This window comes from Burkholderia sp. ABCPW 11 (assembly GCF_001523445.1).
In the GTDB taxonomy this organism is placed as follows: domain Bacteria; phylum Pseudomonadota; class Gammaproteobacteria; order Burkholderiales; family Burkholderiaceae; genus Burkholderia.
In genome coordinates this window covers 208283-226908 of record NZ_LOVM01000033.1, presented here as the reverse complement: position 1 = coordinate 226908, position 18626 = coordinate 208283, and the positions used below count along the sequence as shown (strand labels likewise).

General features: G+C 68.3%; 17 protein-coding genes and 1 riboswitch. Of the genes, 8 read left to right on the top strand and 9 right to left on the bottom strand.

All coding sequences use genetic code 11. The features are described 5' to 3' along the window. Positions 1 to 57: 57 nt before the first annotated feature. Positions 58 to 163: riboswitch (Fluoride riboswitch) on the top strand. Between the two features lie 78 nt (positions 164 to 241). Further along, entirely contained in the window at positions 242 to 1483 is a 1242-nt protein-coding gene (locus WS61_RS15685; RefSeq protein ID WP_059501289.1) for a voltage-gated chloride channel family protein, read from the top strand. A 184-nt stretch (positions 1484 to 1667) separates the two neighbouring features. On the opposite strand, the gene WS61_RS15680 is transcribed toward WS61_RS15685, so the two are convergent. Then, entirely contained in the window at positions 1668 to 2381 is a 714-nt protein-coding gene (locus WS61_RS15680; protein ID WP_059501288.1) for a riboflavin synthase, read from the bottom strand. A gap of 213 nt (positions 2382 to 2594) precedes the next feature. Then, positions 2595 to 4457, bottom strand: coding sequence for an ABC transporter ATP-binding protein (locus WS61_RS15675; protein WP_059501285.1), 1863 nt, complete (start codon positions 4455 to 4457; stop codon positions 2595 to 2597). Between the two features lie 485 nt (positions 4458 to 4942). Between WS61_RS15675 and WS61_RS15670 the strand changes: the two genes are divergently transcribed. Next, complete coding sequence (locus tag WS61_RS15670) at positions 4943 to 5824, top strand: Dyp-type peroxidase (protein WP_059501283.1); 882 nt, start codon at positions 4943 to 4945, stop codon at positions 5822 to 5824. A 94-nt stretch (positions 5825 to 5918) separates the two neighbouring features. On the opposite strand, the gene WS61_RS15665 is transcribed toward WS61_RS15670, so the two are convergent. Further along, positions 5919 to 6320, bottom strand: coding sequence for an OsmC family protein (locus WS61_RS15665; protein ID WP_059501281.1), 402 nt, complete (start codon positions 6318 to 6320; stop codon positions 5919 to 5921). Positions 6321 to 6416: 96 nt separating this feature from the next. Further along, positions 6417 to 7340, bottom strand: coding sequence for a LysR family transcriptional regulator (locus WS61_RS15660; RefSeq protein WP_059501279.1), 924 nt, complete (start codon positions 7338 to 7340; stop codon positions 6417 to 6419). Positions 7341 to 7847: 507 nt separating this feature from the next. Between WS61_RS15660 and WS61_RS15655 the strand changes: the two genes are divergently transcribed. The 6 genes from WS61_RS15655 (at position 7848) to WS61_RS15630 (ending at position 13905) form a co-directional block, all read left to right on the top strand. After that, on the top strand, positions 7848 to 8909 hold the full coding sequence (locus tag WS61_RS15655) for a helix-turn-helix domain-containing protein (protein WP_059501277.1): 1062 nt from the start codon (positions 7848 to 7850) through the stop codon (positions 8907 to 8909). Then, positions 8858 to 10174, top strand: coding sequence for an Nramp family divalent metal transporter (locus WS61_RS15650; RefSeq protein WP_059501275.1), 1317 nt, complete (start codon positions 8858 to 8860; stop codon positions 10172 to 10174). The genes WS61_RS15655 and WS61_RS15650 overlap by 52 nt, the downstream gene beginning before the upstream one ends. Positions 10175 to 10254: 80 nt before the next feature. Beyond that, the gene (locus tag WS61_RS15645) at positions 10255 to 10845 is read left to right on the top strand and encodes a phosphatase PAP2 family protein (protein WP_059501274.1); all 591 of its coding nucleotides are present in this window, start codon (positions 10255 to 10257) and stop codon (positions 10843 to 10845) included. A gap of 508 nt (positions 10846 to 11353) precedes the next feature. Next, positions 11354 to 12142 (top strand): SDR family oxidoreductase, encoded by a 789-nt coding sequence (locus WS61_RS15640; protein ID WP_059501272.1) that lies wholly within the window; start codon positions 11354 to 11356, stop codon positions 12140 to 12142. 37 nt (positions 12143 to 12179) lie between these two features. Further along, positions 12180 to 13196 carry an NADP-dependent oxidoreductase gene (locus tag WS61_RS15635; RefSeq protein WP_059501395.1) on the top strand — a complete coding sequence of 339 codons (1017 nt, stop codon included), beginning with the start codon at positions 12180 to 12182 and terminating at the stop codon, positions 13194 to 13196. A gap of 196 nt (positions 13197 to 13392) precedes the next feature. Further along, a complete protein-coding gene (locus WS61_RS15630) occupies positions 13393 to 13905 on the top strand; it encodes a hypothetical protein (RefSeq protein ID WP_059501270.1) in 513 nt (170 codons plus the stop codon). A gap of 46 nt (positions 13906 to 13951) precedes the next feature. Here the strand turns inward: WS61_RS15630 and WS61_RS15625 are convergent, their stop codons facing one another. The 5 genes from WS61_RS15625 to WS61_RS15610 all read right to left on the bottom strand — a co-directional run bounded on the left by WS61_RS15625 (position 13952) and on the right by WS61_RS15610 (position 18431). Beyond that, positions 13952 to 15004 carry an AI-2E family transporter gene (locus WS61_RS15625; RefSeq protein ID WP_034205290.1) on the bottom strand — a complete coding sequence of 351 codons (1053 nt, stop codon included), beginning with the start codon at positions 15002 to 15004 and terminating at the stop codon, positions 13952 to 13954. A 234-nt stretch (positions 15005 to 15238) separates the two neighbouring features. Then, positions 15239 to 15823, bottom strand: coding sequence for a YSC84-related protein (locus tag WS61_RS15620; protein WP_059501268.1), 585 nt, complete (start codon positions 15821 to 15823; stop codon positions 15239 to 15241). A gap of 64 nt (positions 15824 to 15887) precedes the next feature. Beyond that, positions 15888 to 16274 carry a YqjD family protein gene (locus tag WS61_RS15615; protein WP_059501266.1) on the bottom strand — a complete coding sequence of 129 codons (387 nt, stop codon included), beginning with the start codon at positions 16272 to 16274 and terminating at the stop codon, positions 15888 to 15890. Positions 16275 to 16279: 5 nt separating this feature from the next. Next, entirely contained in the window at positions 16280 to 16585 is a 306-nt protein-coding gene (locus tag WS61_RS34875; RefSeq protein ID WP_156440270.1) for a hypothetical protein, read from the bottom strand. Then, positions 16560 to 18431: an ExeM/NucH family extracellular endonuclease gene (locus tag WS61_RS15610; protein ID WP_059501263.1), complete on the bottom strand. Its 1872-nt coding sequence runs from the start codon at positions 18429 to 18431 to the stop codon at positions 16560 to 16562. The genes WS61_RS34875 and WS61_RS15610 overlap by 26 nt, the downstream gene beginning before the upstream one ends. Positions 18432 to 18626 lie beyond the last annotated feature (195 nt).

The following is an 18626-nucleotide window of genomic DNA, read 5'->3' as shown; positions in this document are numbered from 1 at the left end:
CGTTTCGCGGCGCGCCGGCGTCTGCATTGCGTGCGTGGCGCGGCGTCGCGTACAATCGCAGCCTGCGGAGATGGCATGCCTCCCTGCGGTCGTTCGCGGCGCGTGGCGCGCGCGGTGCGGCCCTCAACCGCCGGTTTGCCCGGCTGATGATGCCTGCGTGTTCCTGGGTCGTCAGGAGGTCGCAGGCCGTCCATCCGGCATTCTGCCGCCCAGGTTTGATGTTCCGTCGAATCTGGAAATCATGTTTTTCACCACTTCTGCCGATCTTTTCGCGACCCTGCGCTATGTGTGCCGCTGGCTCGCGCTTTCAGCGCTGCTCGGCGCGCTGGCCGGTACGGCATCCGCCGTGTTCCTGATCGCGCTCGACTGGGCGACCGGCACGCGGGTCGCGCATCCGTGGCTGCTGTGGGGGCTGCCGGCCGCCGGTTTTGCCACCGGCTGGATCTACCATCGCTTCGGCCAGTCGGTCGCGCGCGGCAACAACCTGCTGATCGACGAGATTCACGACCCGAAGGCGCTCGTGCCGAAGCGGATGGCGCCGCTCGTGCTCGTCGCGACCGTCGTTACGCACCTGTTCGGCGGGTCGGCCGGCCGCGAGGGCACGGCCGTGCAGATGGGCGGCGCGCTCGCCGATCGCATCACGCACCTGTTTCGTCTCGATCGCGAGCATCGCCGCGTGCTGCTGATGGGCGGCATCGCGGCCGGCTTCGCGTCGGTATTCGGCACGCCGCTCGCGGGCGCCGTGTTCGGGCTCGAGGTGCTCGCGATCGGGCGCGTGCGATACGACGCGCTGCTGGCCTGCGTTGCGTCGGCGATCGTCGCGGACGCCGTGTGCCGTGCGTGGGGCATCCATCACACCGCCTATGCGATTCCGTTCGTGCCGACCGTATCGGCGACGAGGCTGGCCGCGACGGTCGTCGCGGGCATCGCGTTCGGCGTGGTCGGGAGGCTGTTCGCGTTTGCGACGCATGCGCTGACCGCGTGGTTTCGCCGCGCGATCCGCCATGCGCCGTTGCAGCCGGTGCTCGGCGGCCTGCTGGTCGCCGTGGCCGCGACCGTGCTGAACGTGCCGCAGTATCTCGGCCTCGGCATCCCGACGATCGAGGCCGCGTTTCATGGCCCGCTGCCGCTTTACGATTTCGCGGGCAAGTTCGCGTTCACCGTCGTCACGCTCGCGTCGGGATTCAAGGGCGGCGAAGTGACGCCGCTGTTCTACATCGGCGCGACGCTCGGCAACGCGCTCGGCCAGGTGCTGGCGCTGCCGGTGCCGGTGCTCGCGGGGCTCGGCTTCGTCGCGGTGTTCGCGGGCGCGGCGAACACGCCGATCGCGTCGACGATCATGGCGATCGAATTGTTCGGCGCGGATATCGGCGTCTATGCGATCGTCGCCTGTGTCGTCGCGTATCTGTTCTCCGGCCCCGCGGGGATTTATCGCGCGCAGCGCGTGGCGGTGGGGAAGGGGGCGCGGGTGGGGGCGGAGTGAGGTGGGCGGGGAAAGCGGATTCGTTGCATCCTGGGTGCTCGCAATCCAAGGTTTGATTGCGAGCTACCCGCGGATTCGTCCTCTGGACGTTCGAGGCATCGGAACCGTGGATCGACGTGTTTTCCGACGGCGGCCGCTACTCGATGATCCACCGGATCACCTGGCACGCGGTCGATCAGCCTTTTTACTGCTTCGGCAGCCGCGCGACATTGCGCGCCAGCAGTTCCTCGATATCGATGCCTTTTTCCGCCAGCAGCGCGGTGACGACGCCGTTCAATTCGCCGAGCGTTTCCTTGACCGATTCACGGATCGTATCGACGACGACCTGGGTGCTGCGCTCGATCTCGATGTTGACCGTGTCGTTGACGCCCTTCGCATCGAACGTGGTCGCGCGGCGCGTTTCGGGAATCAGCCAGACGTCGAACCAGCCTTCGTCGCGATTGACGTCCGACACGGTGAGGCTGCAGCCATTGATCGCGATGTAGCCCTTCGCGAACACGTAGCGCTTGAACTCGGCAGGTACGCCGATGCGGAGCATCCGGTTGTGCTCGGACGATGCGACGTGCACGATGGTCCCGGTGAAATCGACATGACCGGACAGCGGATGTCCACCGATCTCCGCACCGTCCTTCGCGGCGCGCTCGACGTTGACCCGCGCGCCGGTCGCGAGCTCGGCCAGCGTGGTGATTCTCAGGCTCGGCAGCATGACGTCGAAGTCGATCAGCGTCGGCGAATGGATGGTCGTCACCGTCAGGCACACGCCATCGACCGACACGCTCGCGCCGATCTCGATATCGTCGGTGAACCGCTCGGGGAATGCGATGCTGAAGGTCCTCAGCTCGCCGTGATCCTTGATGGCGTTGATGGTGCCAACACCCTGAACAATGCCTGTAAACATGGTCTGCCTTTCGTCGCGAATTGCCTGGCCGACATGATAAGTGATCCCGGCGGCAGACACGCCGTGGCGCGCGGTTGTCCGGCGCCGCTGAGCCGGCGCCGCGGACACAAAAAAAGGCCGTGCGCATGGCACGGCCTCGATCCGGAACCGGTTGCCGCCGCATGGCGCGGCGGCGGCGACTGCGCCGCCGCGCCGGATCGCGACGCGCTTGCATCAGACCTCAGCCGGCTCTCCCAGCGGCCCGGCATCGCGATCCGCCGTGCGTCGCGGCGAATCGGCGAGCCCCTTCGCCAGCTCCAGCGCCTGCCGCTCGAACAGCCGGCGATAGATGCCGCCGTCGATGCGGATCAGCGCGTCGTGGTTGCCTTCCTCGATCACCTTGCCGCGATCGAGCACCAGCAGCCGGTCGAGCGCGCGCACGGTCGACAGCCGGTGAGCGACGACGAGCGTCGTGCGGCCGACCATCAGCCGCTCCATCGCCTGCTGAATCAGCAGCTCGCTTTCGCTGTCGAGGCTCGACGTCGCTTCGTCGAGGATCAGGATCGGCGCATCCGCGAGGAACGCGCGCGCGATCGCGACGCGCTGGCGCTCGCCGCCCGACAGCTTGATCCCGCGTTCGCCGACGAGCGTGTCATAGCCGTCCGGCAGCGCGGCGATGAAGTCGTGCGCGCTGGCCAGGCGCGCGGCGCGCTCGATCTCGGCGCGGCTCGCATCGGGGCGCGCATATGCGATGTTCTCCGCGAGCGTGCGGTGGAACAGCACGGGCTCCTGCTGGACGATCGCGATCTGGCTGCGCAGCGAATCCTGCCGCACCTGCGCGATGTCCTGGCCGTCGATCGTGATGCGCCCGCCCGATACGTCGTACAGGCGCTGGATCAGCTTGATGAACGTCGTCTTGCCCGACCCCGAATGCCCGACGAGGCCCACGCGTTCGCCTGGCGCGATCCGCATCGAGAAATCGTCGTACAGCGGCACCGGATGGTTGCCGTAGCGGAACGTCACGTGCTCGAAGCGGATCTCGCCTTGCCCGATCCGGATGGCCGGCGCGCCGGGCCGATCGTCGATGCCGAGCGGCTGGCGTTCGAGCGCGACGAGTTCTTCCATGTCGTTCACCGAGCGCTGCAGGTTGCGGATGTGCATGCCGACGTCGCGCAGGTAACCCTGCAGCATGAAGAACATCGTCAGCGCGAACGCGATGTCGCCGACGCTCGCCTCGTCGTTCATCCACAGCCGCAGAGCGACACCGATCATCGCGGCCTGCATCGCGACGAGCATCGCGCCCTGCAACCCGCCGTTGAACGTGCCGCGCACCCACGTGCGGCGCGTGCGCTGCCGCCACTTGCCGATCACGCGCGCGAGCCGCGCTTCCTCGCGCGCTTCCGCGCCGAACGCCTTCACCACCGCGTTGCAGCTCACCGCATCGGCGAGCGCGCCGCCCATGCGCGTGTCCCACAGGTTGCCGAGCCGGGCGGCCGGCGCGACGATGCCGAGCGACACCGCGACCGTCACCGCGATGTACAGCAGCGACCCCGCGCCGACGACGAGCCCCATCACGGGCCAGTGCGTGCCGAGCAGCACGGTCGCGCCGACCAGCATCGCGACCGACGGCAGCAGCGCGATCAGCACGGTGTCGTTGAGCAGGTCGAGCGCCCAGATTCCGCGCGTGATCTTGCGCACGGTCGAGCCCGCGAAGCTGTTCGCGTGCCAGTCGGTCGAGAAGCGCTGCACGCGGTGGAACGACGCGGCGGCGATCTCGCTCATCATCTTCAGCGTGAGCGTGATGATGTTCAGGTAGACGCCCTGGCGCAGCACCGTCGCGCCGATGCCGAGCGCGGCGAGCGTGCCGAACGCGACGAGGGCCGAATGCCACGCGGCGGCACGGTCGGTCAGGCCGCTCGACAGCGCGTCGACGAGGCGGCCGGCGAACAGCGGCGTGAGGACGTCGGCGAGCGCGGCGAGCAGCGCGAGGCTCGCGACCGCGGCGATGCGCACCGGCTGCTTGCGCCAGTAACGGAGGGTGAAGCCGAAGACGGCCTGGAATGCATGGCCGCCCAGATGGGAGGTTTTTCTGGTCATGTATCGTTGCCCGGCGCGTCGCGCGACGGGACTTTCCGGTTCGGAGAACGTCGAAAACGCAACAGCCGGGCCGCGCGAAACACGCGGGCGGAACGAAACGGGCTGTCGGGAAAAGCGCGGCTGACGGGTCAGCGGAAAACTCGGGAGCCGGCGCGGACGGCGGGCTGGATCAACTGCGCCGTGAGACCACGTTCGGGAAGGTTGCTGGCATTCGGAACATCTGCACCTCCCTGAAGTGAACGGTTGAAAGGACGCCGAAAAGACGTGTGGCGATTTTATCAGGAGTGTCGCGCGCGCCGCAACGTCTGACGAATGCGGCGTTGCAGCGTCGATACGGTTAGTATTCAGGGTTTTGGCCCCTTTTCGCGTACGTTTCGCGATGGCGGGCACGGGTTGCGGCGGACGCATCGATTACACTTCGGCGTCCGCGGCGCGCGACGAGGCGCGCCTACCCGGATCCATTCCGAACCATTCCCGAGGAAACGATGAGCGACGTTCAGCAAGGCATCCTGGCTCCGATCGATACGGCAGCGCGATACCTCACTTTCACGATGTCGAATGACGGCAATATCGCCGCGGCGCTGGCCGCGCTGCGCGAGATCGTCGACGGACGCGACACGGTCGTCGGCTTCGGGCACACGCTGGCTGCCTATCTCGGACATCCGGTGCCGGGCCTGACCGACTATCCGGCGTTCGCGGTGAACGACCGCACGCTGCCGGCCACGCCGGCCGACGTGTGGGTCTGGCTGCGCTCGGACGACCGCGGCGAGATCGTGCTGCGCGCGCGGGCGATCGAACGCGCGCTCGCGCCGGCGTTCGCGCTGCAGGAGGCCGTCGACGGCTTCCGCTATTCGAACGATCGCGACCTGTCAGGCTACGAGGACGGCACCGAGAACCCGGAAGGCGACGACGCGATCGCCGCGGCGATCGTGACGGGGCAGGGCGCGGGGCTCGACGGTTCGAGCTTCGTCGCGGTGCAGCAGTGGGTGCACGATTTCGACCGGATGGAGCGCATTCCGTCGGGTGAGATGGATCACATCATCGGGCGTCGCCGTTCGGACAACGAGGAACTCGACGACGCGCCCGAATTCGCGCACGTGAAGCGCACCGCGCAAGAGAGCTTCGCGCCCGAGGCGTTCATGCTGCGCCGTTCGTCGCCGTGGTCGGACACGCGCCGCGCGGGCCTCTATTTCGTCGCGTTCGGCTGCTCGTTCCGCGCGTTCGACGTGCAGATGCGCCGGATGAGCGGCGCGGAAGACGGGATCGTCGACGGCCTGTTCCGCTTCACGCGGCCGCTGACGGGCGCGTATTTCTGGTGCCCGCCGATGAAGGACGGCAAGCTGGACCTGTCCGCGCTCGGACTGTAAGCGCCGGGCTGGATCGACGAACGGGCGGGTCGCGCCGGATGCGCGGCCCGCCCGTTCCGTTTCACGCGGCAGACCGTGCGGCCTGCCGCGTGCGTCAGTTCAACGTCGTGTCAATCCGCGTGCCGCGCTTGATGAATTGCGTCACCGGCGTCTTCTCGCAGATTTCCGCGAGACGCTGGCGTTGCGCGTCGTCGAGCGGGCCGTCGAGCGTCACGACGCGGCGCACGTACTGCACGCCTTCGCGATCGGCATGCAGCTCGGTGCGCACCGTGATGCGCACGGCCGGCCACGCCTTGCGCTGCATGTACATGCGCAGCGTCGCGGCCGTGCATTGCGCAAGCCCGGCCAGCACGAACTCGTACGGCGCCGGCCCGCGATCCTGGCCGCCTTCGCGCGGCGCTTCGTCGCCGGTCAGCGCATGCGTGCCGGCCTGCAACCGGACGACGTAGTCGGGCGCGTCGGCATCGAGGACGGCGGCGGCGTGGATGAGGGACATGGCAAGTCTCCGGTAGCGGATGAGGGAAGAGGGCGCCGTGTGGCGGCGCGCAGCCGCCAGCATACCGTCGCGGTCGCGCGCTTGCGTGCTGCGCCGCTACGTGTCGGCGCTGCCGGCGCTGCTGCGCACGAGCGCGGCGATGCGTTCGCGCACCCACCGATGCGCGCGGTCGGTGTCGCGCGACTCGTGCCAGTACGCGAGCAGCGGGAACGGCTTGAGCCGCAGCGGCAGCGGCCGCACGGCGATCGGCAGCAGCGCGGCCATGCGCCGCGCATAGGTGTGCGGCAGCGTGACGAGCAGATGGCCGGCCGCGGCGATCTGGCAGGCGGCGAAATAGTGCTGGCAGGTGAGCCGGATGTCGCGCAAGCGCCCGTCGTTGCCGAGCAGGACGTCGAGCGATTGCGGCGCGCCGAGCGACGACACGGCGATATGCTGCGCCGCGAAATAGTCGCCGCGTCGCAGCGGGTCGCGCGCCAGCGGATGATCGCGGCTCATCGCGACGACGAGCGAATCGTCGAGCAGGTGTTCGGTGGCGATGCGCGGGCCGGTCGGCACGCGGCGATCGACGACGAGATCGAGGTTGCCCGACGCCAGTTCGCGTTCGATGTCGGGCACCGCGATGCGGCGGCTGACGAGCCGCAAGCCCGGCGCTTCGTCGGCGAACGCGGCGACGATGCGCGGCAATGCGATGGATTCGAGCACGTCGCGAATGCCGACCGCGATGCTCAGGTCGAGCGTCGCGGGATCGAAGGCGGACGGATCGCGCGCGGTGCCTTGCAGGCCCTTCAGGTGCCGCTGCACGTCCGCGATGATCGACCGCGTGCGTTCGGTCGGCACGACGCGATTGCCCTGGCGCACGAACAGCGGATCGTCGAAATGCGCGCGCAGCCGGTTGAGCGCATGCGTGACGGCCGGTTGCGTCAGATGCAGCGCGCGGGCGGCCGCGCCAATGCCGCCATGCACGTAGACGGCGTCGAGCACGCGAAACAGGTTCAGGTCGAGACGGTGATCGGCGGGCACGGAGCGCGGGCGGCGTGGTGAAGAACGGATCGATTCTAAAGGATGCGCAGACAACCGATGCGCGGGTCGGCATACGCGCCGATCGCACGCGTTCGATGCGTGTCGACGCCGTTCGCGCCGATACGCGAGCGCCCGCTCGACCGCTGCGCAACGCCATCGAACACGCACGTCATGACGCATGACGGCCGCAATGGCCGGCCGCATCGCATACGCAATTCCATGCCGGCATACCGGCGGCGCACGGCAGCCTGTAGTAATCCGCCATCATGCTGTCCCCGTCGGCCATTTGGCGCCAAAGGCACTACCCGTTCGGCTAAGATGCCGTCGCTTCATATTTCGGGATAGCCGTCCTGTCGCACGCATTCAAACCAACTGTCGCACGCATTCAAACCAAATATAAGCCTGACAGTTCGACGGTATTAGAAGAAGTCGAACAAGTCGGGGGCTTGGCCAGTGAATGCAGCAGATCAGCGGTGGGTCGTTATCTATTTGAGTACGGGGTTTTCGTTGGCCCAGGCCGCGCGTCTCGGCGAAGCCTTCAACCTGGCGAATCGCCTGCATGGGTACGGCGCGGATTATCAGCTCAAGTACGTATCCGAAAGCGGGGGACTGTTGCAGTCGTCGTCCGGCGTGAGAATCGCGGCCGAGCCGCTCGGCGACGAACACAGCCGCCGTGCGCTCGCGTTCTTTCATCTTCATGGCGACCTGGTGGCCGTCAACTGGGACGACGCATTGCAACGGCGCCTGACCGACATTCGCCGGCATGCGCGCTGGATCGTCGACGCGATGGATCTGCCCGCGCTCGCCGCCACGCGGCGGCCGTCGTCGATCGACGTGCGGCCGGGCCGGGCAGGGCGCCGGGCCCCCACGACGATCGAATCGCGGGCCGGCGAAACCGACGTGTTTGCCGCCGCGCTCGACATGTTCCGCGCCGACCTCGGCGACAGCGCCGCGCAGGAGATCGCCAGCAACATGATGCGGCCGGTCGAGCAGCGCTATGTGCAGTCGATGTGGGCGTTCCGCGAACTCAGCGCGAGCCCGTCGATCCGGATGTCCGCGCAGCGGCTGCGCGCGCAGAGCGTGAACCGCGTCTCGATCGCGAACGCCGCGCAGGCGGCCGCGATGAGCGAGCGCAATTTCCTGCGGCGCTTCAAGAAGGAAATCGGCGTGACGCCGACCGAGTTCGTCCAGCACGTGCGGCTCGAACGTGCGTGCCACATGCTGATCCATACGACGCTGCCGGCCGACAAGGTCGCGCGGCGCACCGGGTTCGGCAGCGGCGAGCGGCTCGCGAAGCTGTTTCGCCAGCGCCTGTTGATGTCGCCGACCGAATTCCGCGTCGCCGGGCGGGAAAAAATCCTCGCCCACGGCACGGCGTCGCCCGGGTCGGACGACGGGGCCGCCGCCGCATGTTGCGACGGCGACGGGCCGGGTTGCGACGCGTGCGCGGCCGAGCGCGGGAAAACGGGCCGGATACCCGTAGAATCGTCGTGTCGCGATCTCGATTCCCGGTTTCCATGCCCTTCCTCCCCACTACCGCCACCGCCCCTTTCTGCCCGTCGGAAGTAAAGGGCAGCATCACGATCGACGCCGCCGCGCCGCGCTGGCGCAAGCTCAGGCGCTTTTTCGGCCCCGGCCTGCTGGTCGCGATCGGCTACATGGATCCCGGCAACTGGGCGACCGATATCCAGGCCGGCTCGCAGTTCGGCTATTCGTTGCTGTGGGTCGTCGCGTTTTCGAGCCTCGCGGCGATCTTCCTGCAGATGCTCGCGGCGCGGCTCGGCCTCGTCGCGGGCAAGGATCTCGCGCAAGCCAGCTATGACCGCTACGGGCGCTTCGGCCGCGTCGTGCAGTGGATCACCGCCGAAGTGTCGATCGTCGCGTGCGACATCGCGGAAGTGCTCGGCTGCGCGCTCGCGTTCAAGCTGCTGCTCGGCGTGCCGCTCGCGTGGGGCGTCGTGCTGACCGCGCTCGACACGGTGATCGTGCTCGGCCTGCAGGGCAAGGGGTTCCGGCAGATCGAGGCGATCGTGCTCGGGCTGATCGCGACGATGGCGTTCTGCTTCGTCGCGCAGGTGGCGATCACGCCGCCCGACTGGCATGCGGTGGTCGGTGGGCTCGTGCCGGGCGATCCCGGCCACGACCGCAAGGACGCGATCGTGCTCGCGCTCGGCATCGTCGGCGCGACGATCATGCCGCACAACCTGTACCTGCATTCGTCGGTCGTGCAGACGCGGCACGTCGTCGGCGGCGCGCGCGGCGTGATCCGCGACACGCTCGCACTCGTGCGCATCGATACCTGCGTGTCGCTGTTCGTCGCGATGCTCGTCAATGCGGCGATCCTCGTCGTCGCGGGTGCGGCATTTCACGCGACCGGCCAGCACAACGTGACCGACATCGAGCAGGCGTACCGGCTGATCACGCCGATCGCGGGCGGCGCGGCCGCGCTGTTGTTCGGCATCGCGCTGCTCGCGTCGGGGCAGAGCTCGACGCTGACCGGCACGATCGCCGGCCAGGTCATCATGGACGGTTTCCTGCATACGAAGATTCCGTGCTACCAGCGCCGGCTGATCACGCGCGGGCTCGCGCTCGTGCCGGCACTGATCGGCGTGCTGTGGCTCGGCGACGGCTCGGTCGGGCAACTGCTCGTATGGAGCCAGGTGCTGCTGAGCCTGCAGTTGCCGTTCGCGATGTGGCCGCTGATCCGCTCGGTCAGCGACCGCGGCACGATGGGCGAACATGCGATCGGCCGCGGGATGCAGGTGGCCGCATGGGCGCTGTTCGTCGTGATCACCGGCACGAACCTGCTGTTGCTTACCGGTGTCGCGGGCTGATACAGCCTGTCACAGGCTGACACAGGTGCGCTGCGCGCTTGCGGTAAACTGCGGCCTTTCGATCGTCCCCGAAGTCCGTTATGTGGAGTGAAATCAGCAACATCGGCGATGCCGCGCTGACCTTGCCGATCGCGCTGACCTGCGCGGCATGGCTCGCGCTGACCGACTGGCGCCTCGCCGCCCGCTGGGGTGTGCTGCTGGCCGCCGGCATGGGCGTCGTCGGCGCCACGAAAATCCTCTATGCCGGATGCGGCATCGAGCTGCCGCAATTCGACTTCCGCGTGATCAGCGGCCATACGATGCTGTCGACGTCCGTGTGGACGGTCGCGCTGTCGATGCTGTGGCAGGCGTTCCGGCCGGGCAAGGCGCCCGGTATCGCGGCCGGGCTGACCATCGGCGCGGTCACGGCCGTCGCGCGCGTGTTCGATCATTCGCACACCGTGCCGGAAGTCGTCGTCGGCTGGATGCTCGGCGCGCTGGTCGCGCTGGTGTTCCTGCGCGGCTACGACGGCGCGCGGCAGCGCGCGTTTTCGCCGCGCGTCGCGGCGGTTTGCCTGCTGCTCGTGTCGGGCATCGCGTACGGGCACCGTGCACCGTTTCAGCGGATGATCGACACGCACTCGCCGCAGCTCTGCGCGTTCGTGCGCGCGCCGTCGGGCGACGGATTCTGACGGTCGCCGATGGCGGGCGCTCCGGCGCCGCCTGCTTGACGCCTTCTTGCCGCCGGCGTTCGTCCGGCGTTCGTCCGGCGTTTTCCGGCGGATTGCACGATGCCACGCCGGATCGTCTTCCCGATTGCGTTCTCGTCCGTGCGGAACGCAACGCCCGTTCTCCCGATGATCGACTGCCGACGCAATCCATCCGGGCGGCTGCGCCGGGCTGCTTGCGCAGGGGCGCCGGTACGTGCAAGTCATGAGCCATGCCTATGACCGGGTATAACGAATATTCATTTCATCGATCGGCAGCATTCGCGTACGCTGGCTGTCGTTTCATCGCAGGCAAGCTGCGCGGCCGGTCCGGCGTGCGTCGCGGCCATCTCGATATACTCGCGGGAAAACCGTGCGTTGCGTCGCCGTGTCGGCGCACCGGCGACCGGCACAGGTCGGCATGGACCATGCACGGAAACCCCGTCGCGGCAGCGTTCCGCGACGACGACGATTCACGACAGGAGGAGGTCACATGACAATCGTTGCTCCGCGCCTCGCCGGCAAGTGCGCATACATCACGGGCGCCGCGGGCGGCCTCGGCCGTGCGATCGCGCGCCGGATGGTCGAGCAGGGCGCGCGCGTGTTCCTGACCGACATCGCGGAAGCGGCGGTGCTCGATGCGTTCGCGCAGGAACTCAATGCGGGCCGTGCGGCGCCGGTCGCGTTCGCCGCAATCCAGGACGTGCGCGACGAAGCGCGCTGGCAGGCGCTGCTCGCGCAGGCGACCGATGCGATGGGCGGGCTGTCGGTGCTCGTCAACAACGCGGGCGTCGGCTCGATCGGCTCGCCCGCGCAAATCGAGCTGGACGAATGGCGGCGCGTGATGGCGATCAACGTCGAGAGCATCGTGCTCGGCTGCAAGCATGCGCTGTCGTACCTGGCCGAGAGCCATCCCGCGTCGATCATCAACATCTCGTCGGTCGCGGCGTTCAAGGTCGAGCCGGACTTCACCGCATACAACGCGTCGAAGGCGGCGGTCGCGTCGCTGACGAAGTCGGTCGCGATCGATTGCGCGCGCCGCGAGATCGACGTGCGCTGCAATTCGATTCACCCGGCGTTCATCCGCACAGGGATCGTCGAGCCGCTGTTCCAGTCGCTCGGCGAACGCGACGCGACGCGCAAGCTCGCGCGCGGCATTCCGCTGCGCCGGCTCGGCGAGCCGGACGACGTCGCGCACGCGGCCGTGTATCTCGCATCCGACGAGAGCCGCTTCATGACGGCCGCCGAACTCGTGATCGACGGCGGCATGTGCGCGGTCTGACGCGCATCCCGAACCACGACGATTGGAGGAGAACATCATGTCGACACCCGTGAATCGCCAACTGCTGCTGAAGACGCGCCCGGAAGGGCGGGTCGGCCGTGAACACTTCTCGCTCGTCGAGATGCCGGTGCCGGCGCTCGCCGACGGCGAGGTGCTCGTGCGCGTGCTGTATCTGTCGATGGACCCGACCAACCGCGTGTGGATGAGCGACGTGCCGCAGTACCTGCCGCCCGTCGCGATCGGCGAGGTGATGCGCGCGCTCGGTATCGGCCGCGTGGTCGCGTCGCGCCATGCGGGGTTCGCGGAAGGCGAGCTCGTGCAGGGGCTCGTCGGCTGGCAGGACTATGCGGTCGTGCCGGCCGAGCAGGCCGCGCAGCTCGTGAAGCTGCCCGCGCAGTCGGGCCTGCCGCTGCCGACGCTGCTCGGCGCGTGCGGGATGAGCGGGCTGACCGCGTACTACGGGTTGACCGACATCGCGCCGGTGCAGCCGGGCGAAACGCTCGTCGTGTCGGCGGCGGCCGGCTCGGTCGGCTCGATCGCCGGGCAGATCGGCAAGATTCACGGCGCACGGGTGGTCGGCATCGCGGGCGGCGCGGACAAGTGCCGCTACCTGACCGAGACGCTCGGCTTCGACGCGGCCGTCGACTACAAGGCCGACGATTTCCGCCAGCAACTGAAGGCGGCGACGCCGGACGGCGTGCACGTGAACTTCGAGAACGTCGGCGGCGAGGTGATGCGCGCGGTGCTGTCGCGGATGGTGATCGGCGGGCGCGTCGCGTTGTGCGGCGTGATCTCGAACTACAACAGCGGCCGCGCGGCCGACGACGTCGGCGTGCTGATCTCGAAGCGGCTGACGATGCGCGGCTTCCTGATCCTCGATTACCGCAAGAGCCGCGAAGCCGTGCAGACGCTCGCGGGCTGGCTGCGCGCCGGCCGGCTCAAGGCCGAGGAAACCGTGGCCGACGGTCTCGAAAATGCGCCCGACGTGCTGAACCGCCTGTTCGACGGCGACCATCGCGGCAAGCTCGTGCTGCGCGTCGATCCGGACGCGTGACGGGCGCGCGACACCGGTCGCATCGGGCTGCTGGGCCGTGTCGACTACGCTGAGTTCGATCAATCCGGCTGCAGTTTAGGACTTGTCCCATATATTGTCCGGGCCGCTCTCCTTACAGTGAACGCCAGCACACGGGCGGCGTGACCGACGCGTCACGCCGCCCGTTTTTCCGGTAACGCGGCAGAGGAGAGGGAACATGCGCAACAACGCGAAGCGATCGGCATCGGCGGCGGCAGTGGGCGCCGGCGTCGTGCGAACGATGGTGTTCGCGCTCGGTGTCGTACTCGCGACGTCGAATGCAATGCCGAACGCGATGGCGGCCGGACAGCCCGCGTCGGATGGCGTCGTGCGGTTCGTCGGGTCGCTCGTCGATCTCTACGACGTGACGCTCGATGCTCCGGCGGCCGTGCAGGTCGACGCGCGGGACGCGGCCGGCGGCGCGGCAACGGCCACGCTCCGGTTCGATGCGCATGGCCGGCGCCTGGCCGGTGCGCAGGTGGCGCTGGTCGGGCTCGACGGCGCGCCGTTCGCGTCGGACGGCGGCGCGGCGGTGCGGGTGACGTGGCGCGATGCGCGCGACGAACGAAGCGTGCCGCTGGCGCCGGGCCGGGTTCATCGCGTCGGCCCGTATGGCGGCGTGATGACGGTCGCGGCGGATGAAGCAACGGGCGCCGCGGCGCCCGTCTTGATCCATATCCGTCATCCGTGACCGACGGTTTCCGCACGCGTGCGGCGCGCCGGCGGCCGCACGCGCGTCATTCGCCCTGTTCGGCGCGCGCGTAGATGTCCCAGCTCGCCATGAACAGCGCGGCGACGAGCGGCCCGATCACGAAGCCGTTGATGCCGAACAACGCCATCCCGCCGAGCGTCGAGATCAGCACGACCCAGTCGGGCATCTTCGTGTCCTTGCCGACGAGGATCGGGCGCAGCAGGTTGTCGACGAGGCCGATCACGCCGACGCAGAACACGACGAGGATCACGCACTTCCAGACCGAGCCGATCATCAGCAGGTAGAGTGCGGCCGGCACCCACACGAGGCCTGCGCCGATCGCGGGCAGCAGCGACAGGAACGCCATCAGCGCGCCCCACAGCACGACGCCCTCGATCCCGAGGATCCAGAAGATCAGGCCGCCGAGCGCGCCTTGCACGAGCGCGACCGCGATGTTGCCCTTCACGGTCGCACGCACGACCGTCGTGAATTTCGCGAGCAGCAGGTTCTTGTGCTCGTCGTCGAGCGGCAGCGCGCGGCGCACGCGGCGGCCGATCTCGCCGCCGTCGCGCAGCAGGAAGAACACCATGTACAGCATCACGCCGAAGCTCACGATGAACTGGAACGTGTTCTGGCCGATGCTGAGCGCCTGGGTCGCCGCGAACTGGCTGATCTGCGCGGCGCCATCGGTGAGCTTCTTCTGGATGCCCGGAATGTTGGTCAGCCCGTATTTCTGCAGCAGATGCTGGATCGACGACGGCAGTGCGTGAACGATGTCCTGGAAGTACTGCGAATAGTTCGGCTGCGCGGTCTTGATTTCCTGGTACACGTACGCGATTTCCTGCACGAGCGTGCCCGCCACGAACACGAGCGGCAGGATCACGATCAGGATGATCAACGACAACGTGACGAGCGCGGCCAGGTTGCGCCGCTTGCCGAAGCGCGCGGCCAGCCAGCGCTGCACGGGCTGGAACAGGATCGCGAGAATGGTGCCCCAGAACACGGCACCGAAGAACGGCGCGAGGATCCAGCAGAGTCCGACGGTGACCGCGAACAGCAGGAAATAGAAGAATTTTTGGTGATCTTGTCCGCTATCCATGGGTGACATTCGCGCAGATTGATGCGTGGTTTGATTGAATTTCGTTGCCCTGTGCGCGATCGATTCGCGAACGTCGCGGTTCGCGGCGAAACGCGTTGCGGGGCGGCCCACGCGGAGTATGCCCGCAAAGATGCCGCCATCATAGCCGCTGCGTGAGAGACATGCGAAAACGCCGCGGCCGGGGCCGCGGCGCTGCCGGGAAGCGAACGCGGTGCGAGGCCGCGTGCCGCGTCGTCAGATGTGGAGCTTGGTGACCTTCGTGCCGTTCACCGACAGGTCGCCCATCAGGCCCGCGTTGGTCAGGACCAGCACTTCCACCGGGGCGGTGGCCGTGGTGGTGTCGACCGCGCCGTTCGCGCCGACCTTCACGACCGCGACCGACGCGTCGGCGCCGGCCGACCAGCCGTCCGACTTGCGGAACGAGTCGAGCGCATCCTGCGTCATGAACAGGAACACGACCGCCTTCGACTGCGCGCCGGCCTGCAGCCCGACCGACAGCGACGACGTGTTGTAGTAGCCGACGGTACTGCCGCCGACGCGCAGCGCGCCGTTGCCGGACTGGGCGCCGACGATGAAGCCGGCTTGCAGCACGTTCGGGAACACGAGGACGCCGCGTGCTTTCGAGACCAGATCGCGCGAGCCCGGCACCGTCGAATACAGGCGCGACAGCGTGGCATTCACGCTGGCGTCGATCGACTGGCGTTTCGACGCGCTGGCTGCCGCGCTATCGGGTTTGTCGGAGGTGGTCGTGCAGCCGGCGAGGGCGAGGCTGCCGAGCATCACGGCAGCGGCGGCTTTCATGGCGAGGGATTTCTGCATGGCGGTTTCTCCTTCGTTGTCTGATTGAGAGCGAACGGGGCGGGCGGGGGGCGGGTGGCCTCGTTCAACGGCGGGAAAGGAGGAGCCCCGCGACGAATGCGAGACCCGCGACGACGCCGGCGGTCTGCCACGGATTGTCGTGCACCACCTGCGACATGCGTTCGGCCGAATCGCGCAGCCGGGCGGCCGCGCTGCCCGACGCGTAGTCGAGCGCGCCGCGTGCTTCGTCGATCCGGGACTGGATGCGTTTGCGCAGGGCGGCGATATCGCCATCGCCGTCGTTTTTCAGCAAATCTTCCAGTTCGTCGACCAGCCCGCGCAGATCGTCGCTCACGTCGGCGTGCAGGTCGCGGGCGGCGGAGCGGGTCGTACGGCCAACGCGTCGGCCGGTGCGGCGGATGTCGGACAGGCCGCGATCCAGCTTGTGTTCGATCGAGTCGGTAAGCGCCATGGTGTTTATCCTCCTTCGATTCCAGGGCTAATTTGAAGATAAGACGAATCCCAGCAACTAGTGTGATTCACCTGATCCGCTTGAGTTTCGAGACAAATTTTCAATTCGTCGGCGGGATCGCCCGAAAGCCCCGTCACGCGGGGCGGGGCGGCGGTTGAAAAAATTTCGCGTCTCGGCCGACGCAGCATGTCGAGCAGCGGATCGCAGTGAAAGCCCGGTAAATATGGCGTTGCCGGGCCATCGGGTAAATAGTGCCGTTGCAGGTCGCGTACTGATGCAATTGCACTAATCGACGACAGATCGAGGCGCATGATTCGTGCCCGGAGCCGATCGCCCACCGCTGCCGTCCAGCGCGACGTCGATGACGACGGGATCGTGGTCCGACGAGCGGTACGCGTCGGGCGCGTAATAAGCCGACCGTCGCGCGGACGTTTTGTAATCGGGCACGGGTTGCAGGACGAGCGGTTCGTCCGCGTTGATGTGCCAGAACTGCACGGCCTTCACGCGTGCGGCGAGCGGCGGCGTGGCAAGCGCGTGATCGAGATTGCCGGCTTCGCCGCGAAATACGTAGCTGTACGCAGCATCGCCGACGAAGCGCGCAACCAGGTTCGCATAGCCGCGCGCTTCGAGCGTGCGAACCGGGTCTTCCTTCGCATAACTGTTCAGATCGCCGATCAACAGCACGCCGTCGGCCGCGACGCCCGTCGGCGAGGTGGCGAGCCAGTCGGCGACGCGCGCGGCCGCCTGGGTACGCGCCGCATTCCAGCAGCCCTGGCCGTCGGACTGGTCGAGATCGGCGCCGCTCGCATGCGGGCAGTTCTTCGACTTCAGGTGATTGACCGCGACCGTGAACGCGCGCGTGCCGCCGATGCGCCGGAACGTCTGCGCGAGCGGCGGGCGGTGCCGGCCGCCGAGTGCGACCGTGGCGGCGCGCCCGACCGGCTCGACCGTGCGGCTGTCGTACAGCAGCGCGACCGCGATCGCGTCCCGGCCCAGCCGCGCGGTGCCGGGATCGACCGCGCGCCAGCCCGCGCCGAGTTGCGCGGCGAGACGCGTCACGGCGCTCGCGTCGCCGTGGCCGTTGTTCGCGATTTCCATCAACCCGATCACGTCGGCGCGCAGCGCGCGCAACGCCGCGACGATCTTCGCTTCCTGCCGCGCGAACGCGGCGGGCGTTTTCGCGCCGCGGTCGGCCGGCGCGTCGAATCCGCCGCCACGGCCGTCGCCGTTGAAATAGTTGAAGACGTTGAACGATACGACGCGCACGTCGGCCTCGGGATGCCGGGCCGGTGCCGCGGTGCGTGGGTTCGCGGCGGCATCGAACACCGGTGCCGTGCCAGCCACCGGTTGCAGCCGCCATGCGCCGTGGCGCCACTCGAGCACGCCTTCGACGCCGCGTACCGTGTAGCCCGCGCGCAGCGTGTTGGCCGCGCTCAGCGCAGGTGGCGGATAGCGGACGGTCGCCGGGTCGCGGCGGCTTGAACCGTCGTCGAGCACGATGCGGTTCAGTGCGTTGGCTGCCGCCAGTGCGGCAGCATCGGCCGGCAATGCGACCTGGGTCGGTACGCGCAGCCGGCCGAGGCTCAGCACGAGGCTGCCGTAGCGGCCGAGTTCGTAGGTATCGCTGACCGTCAGCGTTTGCGGCAGGCGTACGCGCATGGCCTCGTGCGCGGCCAGCACGGCGGGCGACGCGACCGGCAGCACGAGCGTTGCCGGCGTGACCGTCTGGCCGCGCGCGCAGACGGTCACGCGGCCCGACAGGGTGAACTGTGTCCGGCCGTATTTTTCGTCGACCTTGCCGGTCAGATGCACGAGATCGCCGGGTTCGGCGCGCGCGTTCGGTGCATGGACGAACAGGCCTTCCGGAACGCCCGGCCGGCGCTGCCGCTGCGCGTCGGCCTGCTGGACGAAGAAGCCGCCCAGGCCGTCGGGGCCGCCGAACGCCGCGGTGACGACCGCTTCGATCGACGTCGTTTGCCCGGCGAACGGCGACGGGCGGCCGGCGCGGCGGATCTCGGCAATCGCCGTGACCGCACCGCCGCAGCCGCTGCTGACCGGCAGCGCGGCGACGGCCGGCCGGGCGAAGAGGGGCGCGCAGGGCACGACGGACAACGCCGCGAACAGCACAACGGCGAACAGGAGGAGCGGGCGTGACATGAGACGGTCCACAGGATGAAAATCCGACAGTTCGGGACCGCATCCTGAAGGCAAACTGTCAGGCTGCGACCGAAATGGCCGTCCGGCCAGTGCCGGTTGGCCAACGATGCGGCAAGCCGTCCCGCGGCTGTTACGCTTTCGCATCGGCCGTCGCATGCCGCTCGCCCGGCGCATGCCGCGGCGCCCCGTCCCCCA

Coding starts and splice junctions, on each gene's coding strand:
- WS61_RS15685 (WP_059501289.1), top strand. CDS start 242: ATGTTTTTCACCACTTCTGCCGATCTTTTCGCGACCCTGCGCTATGTG.
- WS61_RS15680 (WP_059501288.1), bottom strand. CDS start 2,381: ATGTTTACAGGCATTGTTCAGGGTGTTGGCACCATCAACGCCATCAAG.
- WS61_RS15675 (WP_059501285.1), bottom strand. CDS start 4,457: ATGACCAGAAAAACCTCCCATCTGGGCGGCCATGCATTCCAGGCCGTC.
- WS61_RS15670 (WP_059501283.1), top strand. CDS start 4,943: ATGAGCGACGTTCAGCAAGGCATCCTGGCTCCGATCGATACGGCAGCG.
- WS61_RS15665 (WP_059501281.1), bottom strand. CDS start 6,320: ATGTCCCTCATCCACGCCGCCGCCGTCCTCGATGCCGACGCGCCCGAC.
- WS61_RS15650 (WP_059501275.1), top strand. CDS start 8,858: ATGCCCTTCCTCCCCACTACCGCCACCGCCCCTTTCTGCCCGTCGGAA.
- WS61_RS15645 (WP_059501274.1), top strand. CDS start 10,255: ATGTGGAGTGAAATCAGCAACATCGGCGATGCCGCGCTGACCTTGCCG.
- WS61_RS15640 (WP_059501272.1), top strand. CDS start 11,354: ATGACAATCGTTGCTCCGCGCCTCGCCGGCAAGTGCGCATACATCACG.
- WS61_RS15635 (WP_059501395.1), top strand. CDS start 12,180: ATGTCGACACCCGTGAATCGCCAACTGCTGCTGAAGACGCGCCCGGAA.
- WS61_RS15630 (WP_059501270.1), top strand. CDS start 13,393: ATGCGCAACAACGCGAAGCGATCGGCATCGGCGGCGGCAGTGGGCGCC.
- WS61_RS15625 (WP_034205290.1), bottom strand. CDS start 15,004: ATGGATAGCGGACAAGATCACCAAAAATTCTTCTATTTCCTGCTGTTC.
- WS61_RS15620 (WP_059501268.1), bottom strand. CDS start 15,823: ATGCAGAAATCCCTCGCCATGAAAGCCGCCGCTGCCGTGATGCTCGGC.
- WS61_RS15615 (WP_059501266.1), bottom strand. CDS start 16,274: ATGGCGCTTACCGACTCGATCGAACACAAGCTGGATCGCGGCCTGTCC.
- WS61_RS34875 (WP_156440270.1), bottom strand. CDS start 16,585: ATGCGCCTCGATCTGTCGTCGATTAGTGCAATTGCATCAGTACGCGAC.
- WS61_RS15610 (WP_059501263.1), bottom strand. CDS start 18,431: ATGTCACGCCCGCTCCTCCTGTTCGCCGTTGTGCTGTTCGCGGCGTTG.